Consider the following 17,220-nt stretch of genomic DNA (forward strand, 5'->3'; position numbering starts at 1 on the left):
GAACGCCCATGACCACCAAGGCACTTGAGGGCATACGCGTCCTCGACATGACCCACGTCCAGTCAGGCCCCTCCGCCACCCAGCTGCTCGCCTGGCTCGGCGCGGACGTGGTCAAGCTGGAGGCGCCGACCGGTGACATCACCCGCAAGCAGCTGCGCGACCTCCCGGACGTCGACTCCCTCTACTTCACGATGCTCAACTGCAACAAGCGGAGCATCACCCTCAACACCAAGACCGAGCGCGGCAAGGAGCTCCTGACCGAGCTGATCCGCCGCTCGGACGTGATGGTGGAGAACTTCGGTCCCGGCGCGGTCGACCGGATGGGGTTCACCTGGGACCGCATCAAGGAGATCAACCCCCGGATCGTCTACGCCTCCATCAAGGGGTTCGGGGACGGCCCGTACACCGACTTCAAGGCGTACGAGGTCGTCGCCCAGGCGATGGGCGGCTCGATGGCGACCACCGGCTTCGAGGACGGGCCACCGCTGGCCACGGGCGCGCAGATCGGTGACTCGGGCACCGGAGTGCATACAGTAGCCGGAATACTGGCGGCACTCTTCCAGCGGGAGCACACCGGCCGCGGCCAACGCGTCAACGTCGCCATGCAGCACGCCGTACTGAACCTCTGCCGGGTCAAGCTCCGCGACCAGCAGCGACTGGCCCACGGCCGGCTCGCCGAGTACCCGAACGACGACTTCGGCGACGAGGTGCCGCGCTCCGGCAACGCCTCCGGCGGCGGCCAGCCCGGCTGGGCGGTCAAGTGCGCGCCTGGCGGCCCGAACGACTACGTGTACGTCATCGTGCAGCCCGTCGGCTGGCAGCCGATCACCCAGCTGATCGGCCGGCCGGAGCTCGCGGACGACCCCGAGTGGGCGACCCCGGAGTCCCGCCTGCCCAAGCTCAACAAGATGTTCCAGCTGATCGAGGAGTGGTCCTCGACGCTCCCCAAGTGGGAGGTGCTGGAGAGGCTCAACGCCCACAACATCCCGTGCGGGCCGATCCTGTCCACCAAGGAGATCATCGAGGACGAGTCGCTGGTCGCCAACGAGATGGTGGTCACCGTCCCGCACCCCGAGCGCGGCGAGTTCGTCACCGTCGGCAGCCCGCTCAAGCTCTCCGACTCCCCGGTCGACGTCACCAGTTCGCCACTGCTCGGCGAGCACAACGAAGCGGTCTACATCGGCGAACTCGGCCTCGGCGACGAAGAGTTGCGCCTGCTCAAGTCGAACGGAGTGATCTGACGTGATGGCAGAGGACCGGGAGCTGCGGGTCCGCGAGCTCCTCGACTCGGTGCGGGCGGAGGGCCGTACCGCCCTCACCGCGCCGGAGGGCAAGGTGGTCGCCGACGCGTACGGGATCGCCGTACCCGGCGAGGAACTGGCCACCGACGTCGACGAGGCGGTGGCGTACGCGGCACGCTTCGGCGGACCGGTCGTCATGAAGATCGTCTCGCCGGACATCCTGCACAAGACCGACGCGGGCGGGGTCGTCGTCGGAGTGGAGGGCGCGGCGGACGTGCGCGCGGCCTTCCACCGGATCGTCGAGAACGCGAAGGCCTACGACGCCGAGGCGAAGATCGAGGGCGTCCAGGTCCAGGAGCTGCTGCCGAAGGGCACGGAGGTCATCGTCGGCGCGGTCACCGACCCCACCTTCGGGAAGGTCGTCGCCTTCGGGCTCGGCGGGGTGCTGGTCGAGGTCCTGAAGGACGTGACCTTCCGGCTGGCGCCGGTCACCGCGGACGAGGCGCTGTCGATGCTCGACTCCATCAAGGCGGCCGAGGTGCTGCGCGGGGTGCGCGGGCAGGCCGGGGTGGACCGGTGGGCGGTCGCCGAGCAGATCCGCCGGGTCTCCCAACTGGTCGCGGACTTCCCGGAGATAGCCGAGGTGGACCTCAACCCGGTGATCGCCACGGCGGACGGCGCGGTCGCGGCCGACATCCGGATCATCTTGGCCGAGCACCAGCCTGCGCCGCGCAAGAAGTACACCCGCGACGAAATCCTCACCTCCATGCGCCGGCTGATGCAGCCCCGCTCCGTCGCCGTGATCGGCGCCTCCAACGAGCAGGGCAAGATCGGCAATTCGGTGATGCGCAACCTCGTGGACGGCGGCTTCGCCGGGGAGATCCATCCGGTGAACCCCAAGGCCGATGACATTCTGGGCCGCAAGGCGTACAAGAGTGTCACGGACGTTCCCGGTGAGGTGGACGTGGCAGTCTTCGCCATTCCCGCCAAGTTCGTGGCAGCGGCGCTGGAGGAGGTGGGCCGGAAGCGGATCCCCAACGCCGTCCTGATCCCCTCCGGCTTCGCGGAGACCGGCGAGCACGAACTCCAGGCCGAGATCGTCGCGATCGGCGAGCGGTACGGCATCCGGCTGCTCGGCCCGAACATCTACGGCTACTACTCCACCTGGCAGGACCTGTGCGCCACGTTCTGCACGCCGTACGACGTGAAGGGCGGGGTCGCGCTGACGTCCCAGTCCGGCGGGATCGGCATGGCGATCCTGGGCTTCGCGCGCACCACCAAGACGGGTGTGTCGGCGATCGTCGGCCTCGGCAACAAGTCGGACCTGGACGAGGACGACCTGCTGACCTGGTTCGGCGAGGACCCGCACACCGAGTGCATCGCCATGCACCTGGAGGACCTCAAGGACGGCCGCGCCTTCGTCGAGGCGGCACGAAACACCGTACCCAAGAAGCCTGTTGTGGTCCTCAAGGCGGGCCGCACGGCGGCCGGGGCCAAGGCGGCCGGTTCGCACACGGGCGCGCTCGCGGGCGACGACGCGGTGTACGACGACATCCTGCGGCAGGCGGGCGTCATCCGGGCGCCCGGCCTGAACGACATGCTGGAGTACGCGCGCGGCCTGCCGGTGCTGCCGGCCCCGCGGGGCGACAACGTCGTGATCATCACCGGCGCGGGCGGCAGCGGTGTGCTGCTGTCCGACGCGATCACCGACAACGGGCTGTCCCTGATGGAGATACCGCCGGACCTGGACGAGGCGTTCCGCCGCTTCATCCCGCCGTTCGGCGCCGCCGGCAACCCGGTGGACATCACGGGCGGCGAGCCGCCGTCGACCTACGAGGCGACGATCCGGCTCGGTCTTGAGGACCCGCGCATCCACGCCCTGGTCCTCGGCTACTGGCACACCATCGTCACCCCGCCGATGGTGTTCGCGGAGCTGACCGCGCGGGTGGTCGCGGAGTTCCGGGAGCGGGGCGTCGAGAAGCCGGTCGTCGCCTCGCTCGCGGGGGACGTCGAGGTCGAGGAGGCCTGCCAGTACCTGTACGAGCGGGGGGTCGTGGCGTACCCGTACACGACCGAACGGCCGGTGGCCGTGCTCGGCGCCAAGTACCGCTGGGCGCGGGCGGCCGGGCTGTTGGGGAGCGACGGGTCGGGGAGCGGACGGTTGGGGGGCGGGTCATGACGTAGCCGAGGAAGGGGCCGGCCGGCGGAGCGCGTCCTCGGCCGGCCCCGGGACCCGTGCGCGCACGAAAGGCATTGGACAGGGGGCGCTGGCCAGAGCTTTCGACGCAAGGGGTGCTGAGCGAACATGTCATCCATCGATCTATCGGCGTCCGTCCCCTTCAGGGAGGTGACGGACCGCCACGGCCGCAGGTACCGGATCGGCGAACGCGATGTCGATCTGATGGGCCGCACACGCAAGTGGATGGTCATCCTGCCCTGGGTGGGCATGATGGGCATCAGCTCCGCCGAGTACGCGTTCACGTCGGCGGAGGACACGCTGCACGAAGCGCATCTGTGGAGCAGCGGGCACATCTTCTGGCTGATGGGCGTCTGGGTGTTCTTCCAGGCGGCCGTGGCCTTCCCGGCCGGGCAGCTGCGGGAGAGCGGACGGCTCCCCGCGCGTACGGCCATGCTGATCGGCGCGGCCGGCACCCTGCTGGGCTATCTGGCGCTGGCGTTCGCGCCGAACGTGGTCGTCGCCTATCTCGGCTTCGGCATGTGCAGCGGTATCGGCGCCGGTCTCGTCTACGCGACCTGCGTGAACATGGTCGGCAAGTGGTATCCGGAGCGCAAGGGCGGCAAGACGGGCTTCGTGAACGGCGGTTTCGCCTACGGGTCGGTGCCGTTCGTGTTCCTGTTCACCTCGGTCCTCGACCTGGGCAACTACAAGGTCCTGCTGTCCTCGGTCGGTATCGGACTGTGTCTGGTGGTGGCGTCGGCCGGCTGGTTCTTCAAGGACCCGCCGAAGAACTGGTGGCCGCCGCACGTGGATCCGCTGAAGGCCACTCAGGATCCCAGAATACGAAGGGCGTTGGCGAAGAACCCGCCCGCCGTCAAGCAGTACACCCCCAAGGAGGCCGCCCGTACGCCCGTCCTGTGGATGATGTGGTTCTGTCTGCTCTGCACGGCCGGGATCAATATCTTCGGCATCGCCTTCCAGGTGCCGTTCGGCAAGGACATGGGTTTCGCGGGCGGCATCGTGGCCACGGCCATGTCCCTGAAGGCCATCGTCAACGGCACCGGACGCGGCGTCATCGGCTGGATCTCCGACCGCTACGGCCGCCGCCACACGCTCATCATCGTGTGCATCGTGCTCGGCACGGCGCAGTTCGGCGTACTCGTCTCCGGCCAGATGCACAGCATGCCGTTCTTCCTCTTCTGCTCCATGGTCTCCGGGTTCGGCGGCGGGGCGATCTTCCCGCTCTTCGCGGCCATGACGGCGGACTACTTCGGTGAGAACAACAACGCCACCAACTACGGGATGGTCTACAGCTCCAAGCTGATCTCCGGCCTGGTGGGCTCCGGTCTGGGCGCGGTCGTCGTCGGTGAGTGGGACTACCACGGCGCGTTCGTGCTCGCGGGCTCCGTCGGCCTGGCCTCCGCAGTACTGGCCCTCTTCCTCAAGGCACCGGGCAGGCCCAGCGCCCGGCGCATCGTCCCCAACCCGCAGCCGCTCGGCGAGGAGATGGCGTGACATGACGGCAGACCCTGTAGCCACGAACAGCACCGACACCGGACGACGCCCGTACCGCGAGGTCACGGACGCCCGCGGCCGCGTCTACCGGATCGGCGAGACCGACCGGGACATTCTCGGCCACTCCCGCAACATCATGGTGTACCTGCCGTGGATCGCCATGATGGCCATCAGCGTCTTCGAGTACGCGTACGGCTCCGCGGAGGACACCCTGTCCCACGCGCACGGCTGGACGCAGTCCAACACCTTCTGGATCCTGAGCGTCTGGGTGTTCTTCCAGGCCGGCATCGCGTTCCCGGCGGGCTGGCTGCGCGAGAAGGGCATCCTGACCGCGCGCCGGGCCATGTACACCGGCTCCGTGATGTGCCTGATCGGCTTCCTGGCCCTCTCCCACATCAGCGAGATATGGCTGGCGATCATCGGCTTCGGCGTGATCGGCGGGCTCGGCTCCGGCCTGGTCTACGCGACCTGCATCAACATGGTCGGCAAGTGGTTCCCCGAACGCCGGGGCGCCCGCACGGGGTTCGTGAACGGCGGCTTCGCCTACGGCTCGCTCCCCTTCATCTTCATCTTCAACTACGCCTTCGACACGGCCAACTACCACCGCGTCCTGGACCTGATCGGCGTCTACGTGATGGTCGTGGTCCTGGTCTCGGCGTTCTTCTTCAAGGACCCGCCGAAGAACTGGTGGCCGGCCGACGTCGATCCGCTCACGCACGCGAGCGACACCAGGAACGGCGCAACCCTCGCCAAGAACCCGCCCGCGGTGCGCCAGTTCACCCCCAAGGAGGCGATCCGCACCGGCATGCTCCCGCTGATGTGGATCTCCATCGTCATGACGGCGGGCGTGTCGATCTTCGGTATCTCCTTCCAGGTGGACTTCGCGAAGGACGTCGGTTTCGGCCCCCTGGTCGCGGCCTCCTCCATGGGCGTGATGGCGGTCATCAACGGCGTCGGCCGCGGCGTGGTCGGCTGGCTCTCCGACCGCCTGGGCCGCAAGCCGACCCTCGTCTTCGTCATCGTCGTCCTCGGCCTCGCTCAGTTCGGCGTGATCTGGGCCGGTGACGTCAAGAGCGAGTGGCTGTTCCTGTTCTTCGCCTTCCTCTCCGGCTTCGGCGGCGGCGCCTTCTACCCGCTCTTCGCCGCCCTCACCCCGGACTACTTCGGCGAGAACTACAACGCCACCAACTACGGCCTGGTCTACAGCGGCAAACTCATCAGCGGCCTCTTCGGCGGCGGCCTCGGCTCCATGGTGGTCGGCGCGTGGGGCTACAACGGCGCGTACGCCCTGGCCGGGGGCATCTCGATGCTGGCGGCGGGGGTGGCGCTCCTGCTGCGGCAGCCGGGCCGGGGGACGACGGCGAAGGTGGGGGCGATCCAGCCGCAGACGGCGACCTGACGGTTTCCGCCGAACCTCGGGTCGCGGCCTCCCCGATGCTGAGTCCCGGACCCGTGTCCGGGACTCAGCCACCTCCGGAACACGGCCTTCGCCGCCTTCCCAGGCAACGCTGTGCGCGGTCCCGGAGGGCTGCGGACCTCGGCTGACAGCCTGGAGCAACCGAGACCGGCCCTCCGACGAAAGCGGCAGAGACGGTCACTCCTCATAGGACCGGGGACACCCATGACCTGGGGCTGGCCGGTCTGTCCAACGCAGTGCTCCCGGCACCGCGATAGGTTCAACCATGCGATCTCGAACAAGCGGCATGTGGTGGGGAACAGCCGTCGAGGCACCGGACCCCGCGCTCCTGGCCCGCTTCTACGCGGAACTGCTGGAGTGGCCGATCCTGCACGAGGAACCCGGGACGGCCGTCGTCGCCCCGCCTCAGGGAGCCGTCTACATCGTCTTCCAGGAGGCCGCCGGCTGTCGGCCGCCCGCCTGGCCGCCGGTCGACGGGGAGCCGCGCACGATGATGCACCTCGACTTCCAGGTGGCCGACCTGGACGGGGCGGTGGCCGAGGCCGTCGCCATGGGAGCGGCACTCGCGCCGGACCAGCCGCAGGACCACGTACGGGTGCTGTTCGATCCCGCCGGTCATCCCTTCTGCCTGTGCCGGGACGACGGGTAGGAGCAGGAACAGGACCCACGAAATTCGTACGCGCTGACTGCGCAGGGTCCCGTAGATTCCCGGCGGGAGGCCTGCCCGAGGTTCTCCGGACGGGGGTGGTCATCGATGACCGTGGAGTCGATACCGGTGAAGTCGCCGCCGAAGTCACTGGTGTGGCAGGGCGACGAACTGGTCTCGGTGGTCGGGGGCGGTCGGCGCTGGGACCGCGACGGGGTGGAGCACAGGGCGCCCTTCGCGTGGAGCTTTCCGTTCGACGCCGGGACCGCCTCGGCCTCGGGGCACTACTCCGCGGTGTACCAGGAGCGCGGTACCAAGGCGGTGTTGCTCGGAGGCGAACGGGTCGCGCGGGAGCTGAACCGCAGCTACTACCACGCGTCGTCCTACGACTACCCGCTGGCCCTGGGCGCGTTGGGCGACGGGCGTGAGGTCGTCGTGCACTGCCCCGACGAATGCAACGTGCTCCAGATCGAGGACGCGGCGAGCGGCGAGCGGCTGACCGCCGGCGGGCGGGAGCCGGAGGACGTCTTCCACTCCAGGCTGAGCCTGAGCCCGGACGGCCGGTACCTGCTCTCCGTCGGCTGGCTCTGGCAGCCCTTCGGGACGGCTCTGGTCTACGACACCGCGCTCGCGCTCTCCGACCCCGGCACCCTGGACGGCGACGGGCTGCTGCCGACAGCGGCGGTCATGAACGGCGAGGTGACGGCGGGCTGCTGGCTCGACGCCGACCGGCTGGTCCTGGCGACCGGGGCGGAGGAGTGGGACGAGGAGGAGACGGCCGGGCTGCCCTCGCGCCACCTCGGCGTGTGGTCGGTGTCCGAGGGACGCTGGCTCCACCGCAGCCCCGTCGGCGATGCTGAGCCGGGTGTTGTGCTCCTGCCCCGTGGCGACCAGGTGATCTCGTTCACCGGCCACCCGCGGCTGCTCGACACGGCCACCGGGCGGGTCGTCGCGGAGTGGCCCGAGGTCGGCGTACCCGCGAAATCCGCGTGCTTCGGCCGCCACGTCCCGACCCCCGTCGCCGCCCTCCAACCCGACGGCACCCGGCTGGCCGTTGCTCAGGCGGACCGCGTCGCCCTCATCACGCTGCCCTGAGCCCGGACCAGGGTCAGGACGTGGCCCGCTCGTGGTACGACCGCCGGGTGTGCTCGGTGTGTTCGCGCATCAGGCGGGTCGCCAGCTGCTCGTCCCGGGCCGTGATCGCGGCGATGAGTCCGCGGTGTTCGATCCAGGACTGGTGGCCGCGCTGGCGGGCCACCGGGGTGTAGTACCAGCGGACCCGGCGGTCGACCTGGGCGGCGAGTTCGGCGAGGACCGTGTTGCCGGCCAGGTCCATGATCTTGGTGTGGAACGCGGCGTTCAGTGCGACGGCCCCGTCCACGTCGTCCGCGGCGACCGCCTTCTCGCCCTCGGCGCAGAGGGATTCGAGGGCGGCCACTCCCGCACTGCCCGCGTTGGCCGCCGCCAGCCGGGCCGCCTCCGCCTCCAACAGGGTACGGACCGTGAGGAGTTGGTCGGCCTCGTCTTCCGTGGGCTCGTGGACGAACGCACCCTGGGCGGGCCGCAGGTCGACCCAGCCCTCGGTGTTCAGTCGCTGGAGCGCCTCGCGCACCGGCTGCCGGGAGACACCGAGGTGGCCGGCGAGTTCGCTCTCGACCAGGTGCTGGCCGGGCCGGAGGGAGCGGGTGGTGATGAGTTCCAGCAGCGCCTCGTAGACGCGGTCGCGCAGCGGTCCGGGGCGTTCGAGCTTGGGCACCGCGCCCTGCGGCAGTCCGGCTGACAACATCGGGTCCCCCTTCGGCAGACACCCGTGACGAGCGAACACTCAGTATCGATTGTCTTTCGTCTACAGTCTACGGCGCACAACTGGCAGGGGAAGCGGGAGTTGAGCACGTCACACCGCAGAACGCGCTCTCACGGACAGCGCACGACCTGGCCCGCGTACGACAGGTTGCCGCCGAAGCCGAACAGCAGGACCGGGTCGCCGCCGGAGACGCGCCCCTGTTCGACCAGCTTGGAGAGGGCCAGGGGGATGCTGGCGGCGGAGGTGTTGCCCGATTCGGTGACGTCGCGGGCGACGACCGCGTTGACCGCGCCGATCTTCGCGGCGAGGGGTTCGATGATCCGCAGGTTCGCCTGGTGCAGCACGACCGCCGCGAGGTCCACGGGGTCCACCCCGGCCTTCTCGCAGGCGCGCCGCGCGATGGGCGGCAGCTGGGTGGTGGCCCAGCGGTAGACGCTCTGCCCCTCCTGCGCGAACCGGGGCGGGGTGCCCTCGATCCGTACGGCGTGGCTCATCTCGGGGACGGAACCCCAGAGGACCGGTCCGATCCCGGGTTCCTCACCCGGTCCGCAGGCCTCCACCACGGCCGCGCCCGCCCCGTCGCCGACCAGGACGCACGTCGTACGGTCGGTCCAGTCCGTGACCTCGGACATCTTGTCGGCGCCGATGACCAGGGCCCGGGTGGCGGCCCCAGCCCGGACAGTGTGGTCGGCGGTGGCGAGCGCGTGGGTGAAGCCGGCGCACACGACGTTGACGTCTATCGCGGCGGGCTGCGGAATGCCGAGCCGGGCGGCGACGCGGGCGGCGGTGTTCGGGGAGCGGTCGATCGCGGTGGAGGTCGCGACCAGGACCAGGTCGATGTCCACGGGGGTGAGACCGGCCGTGGCGAGGGCCTTGGCGGCGGCGTGCGCGGCCAGCTCGTCGACGGGTTCGTCGGGTCCGGCGATGTGCCGGGTGTTGATGCCCACCCGGCTGCGGATCCACTCGTCACTGGTGTCGACCATGCCCGCCAGGTCCTCGTTGGTGAGCACCTTCGCGGGCTGGTAGTGGCCGACGGCGGCGATGCGCGAGCCGTTCATGGGTGGTGGATCCCCCTCGTTGCCTGGGTCTGGGCCCTCCAGTCTGTTCAGTGACTCACGGGTACGACGGCACGTAAGGCCACAGGAAACGGGCGCCCGAGTTGTCGGCTTCTTGCAGACCCTCGGACGCCCGAGCATTCCCGGCGGTCACCCGTTGAACAGTTGTGTCGCCTTCTGTACGAGTTCGTACACGCCGTAGGCGAACGGCGCGCCGACCCAGACCCAGGCGACGGCGATCAGCCAGCGGCGGTCCGGCTCAGGCCGGCTGCTCTCGTTCGACATCGACGGCCTCCCTCGGGGCGGGGATGTGGTAGCGGGTGTGGACGGGCCGGACCAGCTCGTTGGCGATGAACCCGACGACGAGCAGGCCGATCATGATGCCGAAGGACAGGGTGTACAGGTCGGAGCCGTGCTTGCCCGCGCCCTTCTGGTGGTCGGCGATCCAGTTGACGATCAGCGGCCCGAGCACCCCGGCGAGGGACCAGGCGGTGAGCAGCCGGCCGTGGATGGCGCCGACCTGGTAGGTGCCGAAGAGGTCCTTCAGGTAGGCGGGCACGGTCGCGAAACCGCCGCCGTAGAAGGAGAGGATCACCAGTGCGCAGAGGATGAACAGCGGCTTGGAGGAGTCGCCGAAGAGGGCGATGAGCAGGTACATCAGGGCGCCGACGCCGAGGTAGACGCGGTAGATGTTCTTGCGGCCGATCAGGTCGGAGGTGGACGACCAGCCGATGCGGCCCGCCATGTTGGCGGCGGACAGCAGGGCGACGAACCCGGCCGCCGCGGACACCGTCACCGGCGTGGAGCTGTCGGCGAAGAAGTCCGTGATCATCGGGGCGGCCTTCTCCAGGATGCCGATGCCCGCGGTCACGTTCATGCAGAGCACGACCCACAGGCACCAGAACTGCGGGGTGCGGATCGCGCTGTTCGCGGAGACCTGCACGCCCTCGAAGGCGCTCGGCGCGTCCACGACCGGCTTCTCCGTGCGCGGGACGCGGATCAGCAGCACGCCGAGGGTCATGAAGACGGCGTACGACAGCCCGTGCACCAGGAAGGCGAGCGCGATGCCATCGTTGTCACTGCCGAAGGACGAGAGCATCTGCGCGGACCAGGGCGAGGCGATCAGCGCGCCGCCGCCGAAGCCCATGATGGCGATGCCGGTGGCCATGCCGGGCCGGTCCGGGAACCACTTGATCAGCGTGGAGACCGGCGAGATGTAGCCGATGCCGAGGCCGATGCCGCCGACGAAGCCGTAGCCGAGGACGATCAGCCAGAACTGCTTGGTCTCGGCGCCGAGTGCGGAGATCAGGAAGCCGGTGGAGAAGCAGACCAGGGCGACGGTCATGGCCCAGCGCGGACCGTTGCGCTCGACGAGGGTGCCGCCGAACGCGGCCGACAGACCGAGCATCACGATCGCGAGCTGGAAGGGCAGCGCGCTCTGGGTGCCGCTCAGGTTCAGCGCGGATTCGAGCGGCGGCTTGAACACGCTCCAGGCATAGGCCTGGCCGATGGAGAGATGGACGGAGAGGGCGGCGGGCGGGACGAGCCAGCGGCTCCAGCCCGGCGGTGCTACAGGGGGGCTGCTCATGAGTCCCGAACGGTAGGGCCGCATCAGGGTGGTTGAGAACCCGACGACTCGATCGTGTGCGTTGAGCGGTATCCAGAATGCGCCGAACGGTCGCTGCCCGAACCCTTGTCGCCCCCGACTCCATACTGTAGACAATATTTCGTCGACATGATTCGGCCCACGACAGGCCACCTCCGCGGTATCCCTCAAACCGAACGGAGTGTTCCGTGAAAGTCGCAGTCCTCGGCGCCGGTGCGATCGGCGCCTACGTCGGTGCCGCGCTCCACCGCGCGGGCGCCGATGTGCACCTCATCGCCCGTGGACCCCATCTGGCGGCCATGAGGCAGTACGGAGTACGGGTGCTGAGCCCGCGCGGCGACTTCACCGCGCACGCCCACGCCACCGACGACCCGGCCGAGGCCGGCCCGGTCGACTACGTCTTCCTGGGCCTGAAGGCCAACTCGTACGCGGCGTGCGGGCCGCTGATCGAGCCGCTGCTGCACGAGCGGACGGCGGTGGTCGCCGCCCAGAACGGCATCCCCTGGTGGTACTTCCACCGGCACGGCGGCCCCTACGACGGCCACCGCGTCGAGAGCGTCGACCCGGGCGGTGCCGTCAGCGCCGTGCTCGCCCCCGCACGCGCCCTCGGCTGCGTGGTCTACGCGGCCACCGAACTCGAAGCCCCGGGCGTGGTACGGCACTTGGAGGGCACCAGGTTCTCCGTCGGCGAGCCCGACCGCAGCATGTCCAAGCGCTGCCTGCGGTTCAGCGAGGCCATGCAGACCGGCGGGCTGAAGTGCCCGGTGGAGCAGGACCTGCGCAACGACATCTGGCTCAAGCTGCTCGGCAACATCTCCTTCAACCCGATCAGCGCGCTGGCCCGCGCCACCATGCGGCAGATGTGCCTGCACGGCGGTACCCGCCGGGTCATCGAGATCATGATGCGCGAGACGCTCGACGTCGCCGAGGCGCTCGGCTGCGAGGTCGGGGTCTCCATCGAACGCCGCCTTGCGGGCGCCGAGAAGGTCGGCGACCACCGCACCTCCACGCTCCAGGACCTGGAACGCGGCAAGCCGCTGGAACTCGACGTGCTCCTCGCGGCCGTCGTCGAACTGGCGGGGATCACCGGTGTGGAGGTGCCCACCCTGCGCACCGTGCACGCCATCTCGGACCTGCTCGCGCTGAGGAGCGCCGCATGAGGAAGCGCGAACCGAAGACCTACACCCGGCTCACCCGTCCGCTGGTCAGGGACTCGCGCAACGAGCCGTTCCGGCAGGCGGGTTGGGAGGAGGCCCTGGACCGCGCGGCCCGCGGCCTGGAGCGCAACCGGGACGCGTTCGGGATGTTCTCCTGCGCCCGCGCCACCAACGAGATGAACTACGTGGCCCAGAAGTTCGCCCGGGTGGTGATGGGCACCAACAACGTCGACTCCTGCAACCGGACGTGTCACGCGCCGAGCGTCGCCGGTCTGACGGCCGCCTTCGGCTCCGGCGGCGGCACCTCCTCGTACGAGGAGATCGAGCACACCGACGTCATCGTGATGTGGGGCTCCAACGCCCGCTTCGCGCACCCCATCTTCTTCCAGCACGTGCTGAAGGGGATCAGGAACGGCGCCCGGATGTACGCCGTCGACCCGCGCCGTACGTCGACCGCCGAGTGGGCGGAGAGCTGGCTCGGGCTGAACGTCGGCACGGACATCCCGATGGCGCACGCGATCGGCCGGGAGATCATCCACGCGGGGCTGGCCAACGAGGCGTTCGTCGGGCGGGCGACGACCGGCTTCGCGGAGTACAAGGCGCTCGTGGAGCCCTGGACGCTGTCCCTCGCCGAGAAGGTGACGGGCGTACCGGCGCGGGCGATACGGGAGCTGGCGCACGCCTACGCCCGCGCCGAGCGCGCCCAGCTGTGCTGGACCCTCGGCATCACCGAGCACCACAACGGCACCGACAACGTCCGCGCCCTGATCAACCTTTCCCTCCTCACCGGTCAGGTGGGCCGCTGGGGCGCCGGGTTGCAGCCGCTGCGCGGCCAGAACAACGTGCAGGGCGGCGGCGACATGGGCGCCATCCCCAACCGCCTGCCCGGCTTCCAGGACATCCTCGACCCGGACGCCCGGCTGAAGTTCGAGTCGGTCTGGGACACGGTGATCCAGCCGCACTACGGGCTGAACCTCACCGAGATGTTCGAGGCGATGGAGGAGGGCACGCTCAAGGCCGTCTACTGCATCGGCGAGAACCCGGCCCAGTCCGAGGCCGACAGCGAGCAGGCGGTACGACGGCTGAGCGCCCTCGACTTCCTCGTCGTCCAGGACATCTTCCTCACGAAGACGGCGGAGCTGGCCGACGTGGTGCTGCCCGCGACCGCCGGCTGGGCGGAGACCGAGGGCACGACCACCAACAGCGAGCGGCGGGTGCAGCGGGTCCGCCGTGCGGTCACCCCGCCCGGCGAGGCCCGCGAGGACATCGACATCCTCTGCGCGCTCGCCGCGCGGCTCGGCCACGACTGGAAGTACCAGGACGCGGAGGCCGTCTGGAACGAGCTCCGCTCCGTCTCCCCCGACCACTACGGGATGACGTACGACCGTCTCGTCGAGCACCAGGGCATCCAGTGGCCCTGCCCGAGCACCGAGCGTCTCGAACCGACGTACCTGCACGGCCGGTTGTGGGAGACGGACCCGGCGAAGCGCGGAACGCCGGCGCCCTTCGGGCTGGTCCGGCACGATCCGCCGGTCGACCTCACCGACGAGGAGTACCCGATCCGGCTCACCACCGGGCGACGGCTGGACTCCTACAACACCGGGGTGCAGAGCGGCGGTTACGCCTCCCCGCTGCGGCGCGGCGAGTACATCGAGCTGTGCCCGGAGGACGCCGAACGGTACGGGGTGGTGGTCGGCGAGGAGGTCCGGGTGTCCTCGCGGCGGGGCGCGGTGGTGGCGCCGGTCTGGGTCGACACGGCGCTGCGCCCCGGTCTCGCCTTCATGACCATGCACTTTCCCGACGAGGTGGACACCAACCAGCTGACGATCGAGGCCAACTGCCCGATCGCGGGGACGGCGGAGTTCAAGGCGTCGGCGATCCGTATCGAGAAGCTCCCGGTCGCGACCATCGTGAGGTGACGCAAGTGGACCTGCACTTCGGCGACAGCAAGCCGACGGACGAGGAACGGGCCGCCGTGGACGCCCTGTTGGGCCCTCCGGAGTCCTCCTGGGAGGGCGCCGACCGTTCCGACGCGGATCTGCGGTGGGCGCGCGGCGGCCGGGAGGCCCGGGACCGCCGCGACCTGCTGCTGCCGGGGCTGCACGCGATCAACGACCGGATCGGCTGGATCAGCGAGGGCGCCCTGGGCTACCTCTGCCGACGCCTGACCGTCCCCCCTGCCGAGGCCTACGGGGTCGCCACCTTCTACGCGATGTTCTCCGTCGAGCCCCGCCCGGCGACCGTCCTGCACGTCTGCACGGACCTGGCGTGCACGGCGGCCGGAGCGTCCGCACTGTGCGCCGGGGTGGAGACGGGCCTCGGTCCCGGGGCGCACGTCGAGCGCAGCCCCTGTCTGGGCCTGTGCGAGCGGGCCCCGGCCGCCCTCGCGATCCGGGCCGGGGATCCGGTGCGTACGGCGGTGGCGGCCCCGGCGACAGCCCGGACGGCCGTCCTCGCGGCCACCTCACCCGACTCGGCGCCCGAAGAGCCCCCGGCCGCCATGGCCGTGCCCCAGGCCGGGCAGGACGGCCTCGTCCTCCTCAAGCGCATCGGCGTGGTCGACCCGTCCTCGCTCGACGACTACCGGGCGCACGGCGGCTACACCGCCCTGCGGCACGCCTTCGGGCTCGGTCCCGCCGGGGTCATCCGCGAGGTCACCGACTCGGGCCTGGTCGGGCGCGGTGGCGCCGCCTTCCCCACCGGCCGCAAGTGGCAGGCCACGGCGTCCCAGCCGGACCGCCCGCACTACCTGGTCTGCAACGCCGACGAGTCGGAGCCGGACACTTTCAAGGACCGCGTGCTCATGGAGGGCGATCCGTACTCCCTCGTGGAGGCGATGACGATCGCGGCGTACGCGATCGGCGCGCACCGGGGTTTCGTCTACCTCCGCGGCGAGTATCCGCGGGCGGCCCGCCGTCTGCAGCACGCGGTCGACCAGGCCCGTGCCCGGGGCTTCCTCGGCGACGACGTCCTCGGGCAGGGCTTCGCCTTCGACGTCGAGATCCGGCGCGGCGCCGGGGCGTACATCTGCGGCGAGGAGACCGCCCTGTTCAACTCCATCGAGGGGTACCGGGGCGAACCGCGCTCGAAGCCGCCGTTCCCTGTGGAAGAGGGGCTGTTCGGGAAGCCGACGGTCGAGAACAACGTGGAGACTCTGGTCAACGTCCTGCCGATCCTGACCATGGGCGCCCCGGCGTACGCGGCGACCGGGACGGAGAGGTCCACCGGCCCGAAGCTGTTCTGTGTGTCGGGGAGCGTGGCCCGCCCCGGCGTCTACGAACTCCCCTTCGGCGCCACGCTCGGCGAGCTGCTCCAACTGGCCGGAGTGCGCGAGAACTTGCGGGCGGTCCTGCTCGGCGGCGCCGCGGGCGGCTTCGTACGGCCGGACGAACTCGGTATCCCGCTCACCTTCGAGGGCACCCGGGAGGCGGGCACCACGCTCGGCTCGGGTGTGGTGATGGCCTTCGACGACACCGTGCCGCTCCCGCGACTCCTGCTCCGGATCGCTCAGTTCTTCAGGGACGAGTCCTGCGGGCAGTGCGTGCCCTGCCGGGTCGGGACGGTCCGGCAGGAGGAGGCGCTGCACCGGATCGTCGCGCGCACCGGCGCCGACGCGGCCGGGGACGTCGCGCTGCTGCGCGAGGTCGGGCGGGCGATGCGGGACGCCTCGATCTGCGGTCTCGGCCAGACCGCGTGGAACGCCGTGGAGTCCGCCATCGACCGTCTGGGGGCGTACGAATGACCGTGACACCGCTGGGGATCCCGCGCCGGCTGCTGGAGTTCACGATCGACGGCCAGGAGGCCCGGGTCCCGGAGGGCTCGACGATCCTGGACTCCTGCCGGGCGGCCGGGAAGGACGTGCCGACCCTGTGCGAGGGCGACACCCTGCGCCCGAAGAACGCCTGCCGGGTGTGCGTGGTGGAGGTGGAGGGGGCCCGGACCCTCGTGCCCGCCTGCTCCCGGAAGGCCGAGCCCGGGATGGTGGTCCGCACCGGCGGCGAACGCGTCCGGCACAGCCGCAGGATCGTCCTGGAGCTGCTGGCCTCCTCGGTGGACCTGTCGACGACCCCGCGCGCCGCCGAGTGGATCAAGGAGTACGAGGCGAAGCCGGACCGCTTCGGCCCCGACGCGGCCCGCCTGGACGAGGAGCCCAGGGTCGACAACGATCTGTATGTGCGCGACTACGGCAAGTGCATCCTCTGCTACAAGTGCGTGGACGCCTGCGGCGACCAGTGGCAGAACAGTTTCGCGATCTCGGTGGCCGGGCGCGGCTTCGACGCCCGGATCGCCGTCGAGCACGACGCCCCGCTGACCGACTCGGCATGCGTGTACTGCGGGAACTGTGTGGAGGTGTGTCCCACCGGGGCGCTGTCGTTCAAGTCGGAGTTCGACATGCGGGCTGCGGGCACCTGGGACGAGTCACGGCAGACGGAGACGACCACCGTGTGCGCGTACTGCGGTGTGGGCTGCAACCTCACCCTCCACGTGCAGGACAATGAGATAGTCAAGGTCACCTCGCCGCACGACAACCCGGTGACCCACGGCAACCTCTGCATCAAGGGCCGTTTCGGCTACCAGCACGTACAGAACCGGGGCTGAT

The 17,220-nt window shown here is 70.1% G+C and carries 14 protein-coding genes; 10 read left to right on the forward strand and 4 right to left on the reverse strand.

Annotated features, from left to right (window positions below):
• Positions 1-8 precede the first annotated feature (8 nt).
• The 6 genes from frc (at position 9) to SSP29_RS30430 (ending at position 8,093) form a co-directional block, all read left to right on the forward strand.
• Positions 9-1,241, forward strand: a complete 1,233-nt coding sequence (gene frc / locus SSP29_RS30405; RefSeq protein ID WP_089104037.1) for a formyl-CoA transferase — start codon at positions 9-11, stop codon at positions 1,239-1,241.
• A gap of 4 nt (positions 1,242-1,245) precedes the next feature.
• Positions 1,246-3,420 carry an acetate--CoA ligase family protein gene (locus SSP29_RS30410; protein ID WP_089104141.1) on the forward strand — a complete coding sequence of 725 codons (2,175 nt, stop codon included), beginning with the start codon at positions 1,246-1,248 and terminating at the stop codon, positions 3,418-3,420.
• Positions 3,421-3,546: 126 nt separating this feature from the next.
• Complete coding sequence (locus SSP29_RS30415; RefSeq protein WP_089104038.1) at positions 3,547-4,935, forward strand: OFA family MFS transporter; 1,389 nt, start codon at positions 3,547-3,549, stop codon at positions 4,933-4,935.
• 1 nt (position 4,936) lies between these two features.
• Positions 4,937-6,334, forward strand: a complete 1,398-nt coding sequence (locus SSP29_RS30420) for an OFA family MFS transporter (RefSeq protein WP_089104039.1) — start codon at positions 4,937-4,939, stop codon at positions 6,332-6,334.
• A 283-nt stretch (positions 6,335-6,617) separates the two neighbouring features.
• Positions 6,618-7,001 carry a VOC family protein gene (locus SSP29_RS30425; protein ID WP_150135193.1) on the forward strand — a complete coding sequence of 128 codons (384 nt, stop codon included), beginning with the start codon at positions 6,618-6,620 and terminating at the stop codon, positions 6,999-7,001.
• Positions 7,002-7,106: 105 nt separating this feature from the next.
• The gene (locus tag SSP29_RS30430; protein WP_089104041.1) at positions 7,107-8,093 is read left to right on the forward strand and encodes a WD40 repeat domain-containing protein; all 987 of its coding nucleotides are present in this window, start codon (positions 7,107-7,109) and stop codon (positions 8,091-8,093) included.
• 13 nt (positions 8,094-8,106) lie between these two features.
• On the opposite strand, the gene SSP29_RS30435 is transcribed toward SSP29_RS30430, so the two are convergent.
• From SSP29_RS30435 to SSP29_RS30445, 4 genes are all read right to left on the reverse strand, one after another.
• On the reverse strand, positions 8,107-8,784 hold the full coding sequence (locus SSP29_RS30435; RefSeq protein ID WP_089104042.1) for a GntR family transcriptional regulator: 678 nt from the start codon (positions 8,782-8,784) through the stop codon (positions 8,107-8,109).
• A gap of 128 nt (positions 8,785-8,912) precedes the next feature.
• Positions 8,913-9,860, reverse strand: a complete 948-nt coding sequence (locus SSP29_RS30440) for a beta-ketoacyl-ACP synthase III (protein WP_089104043.1) — start codon at positions 9,858-9,860, stop codon at positions 8,913-8,915.
• 147 nt (positions 9,861-10,007) lie between these two features.
• Positions 10,008-10,142: an MFS transporter small subunit gene (locus tag SSP29_RS60985; protein WP_256215692.1), complete on the reverse strand. Its 135-nt coding sequence runs from the start codon at positions 10,140-10,142 to the stop codon at positions 10,008-10,010.
• Complete coding sequence (locus SSP29_RS30445) at positions 10,117-11,445, reverse strand: OFA family MFS transporter (RefSeq protein ID WP_089104142.1); 1,329 nt, start codon at positions 11,443-11,445, stop codon at positions 10,117-10,119. The genes SSP29_RS60985 and SSP29_RS30445 overlap by 26 nt, the downstream gene beginning before the upstream one ends.
• A 206-nt stretch (positions 11,446-11,651) precedes the next feature.
• Here SSP29_RS30445 and SSP29_RS30450 point away from each other — a divergent pair, with 206 nt between their 5' ends.
• The 4 genes from SSP29_RS30450 to SSP29_RS30465 are packed head-to-tail and all read left to right on the forward strand — an operon-like array spanning position 11,652 to position 17,219.
• Entirely contained in the window at positions 11,652-12,623 is a 972-nt protein-coding gene (locus SSP29_RS30450) for a 2-dehydropantoate 2-reductase (RefSeq protein ID WP_089104044.1), read from the forward strand.
• Positions 12,620-14,539, forward strand: a complete 1,920-nt coding sequence (locus SSP29_RS30455; protein ID WP_089104045.1) for a molybdopterin oxidoreductase family protein — start codon at positions 12,620-12,622, stop codon at positions 14,537-14,539. The genes SSP29_RS30450 and SSP29_RS30455 overlap by 4 nt, the downstream gene beginning before the upstream one ends.
• Before the next feature lie 5 nt (positions 14,540-14,544).
• Positions 14,545-16,362 (forward strand): NADH-ubiquinone oxidoreductase-F iron-sulfur binding region domain-containing protein, encoded by a 1,818-nt coding sequence (locus tag SSP29_RS30460; RefSeq protein WP_089104046.1) that lies wholly within the window; start codon positions 14,545-14,547, stop codon positions 16,360-16,362.
• Entirely contained in the window at positions 16,359-17,219 is an 861-nt protein-coding gene (locus SSP29_RS30465; protein ID WP_089104047.1) for a 2Fe-2S iron-sulfur cluster-binding protein, read from the forward strand. The genes SSP29_RS30460 and SSP29_RS30465 overlap by 4 nt, the downstream gene beginning before the upstream one ends.
• Position 17,220: the final 1 nt, after the last annotated feature.

This window comes from Streptomyces hyaluromycini (assembly GCF_002217755.1).
GTDB classification, from domain to species: Bacteria; Actinomycetota; Actinomycetes; order Streptomycetales; family Streptomycetaceae; genus Streptomyces; species Streptomyces hyaluromycini.